We start from the raw sequence: 249 nt of genomic DNA, 5'->3' as shown, positions 1-249 counted from the left end.
AGGAGCAGGCGACGCGGCAGGGGTTTCAGCAAGGGCGCGGCGTGCGCTAGCAGGGCCAGGTGCCCGCCGCGGGCGCTGACCTCGGGCAAGGCGTGGCTGGGGCCCTCGCCGTGCAGCAGCCAGCGGGCGCTGCGATCCAGGCGCAGCACGGCGGTCTCGCCGGGAAGCCGGTCGTCGCGCAGCCAGGCGGCCAGGCACAGGTCTTCCGGTGCCAGGGTGACCAGCGGCCGGCCCACCGCTGCAGCCAGC

1 protein-coding gene is annotated in these 249 nt (G+C 76.7%); it reads right to left on the bottom strand.

Annotation, left to right across the window (positions count from 1 at the left end; all coding sequences use genetic code 11):
• A partial coding sequence (locus ACZ3HG_RS24460; RefSeq protein ID WP_465335077.1) for a hypothetical protein occupies positions 1-249 on the bottom strand: 249 nt, incomplete at both ends.

The sequence above is a fragment of the Erwinia sp. PME.40.26/001 genome, from assembly GCF_055556675.1.
This window is presented reverse-complemented; position numbering and strand designations above follow the sequence as displayed.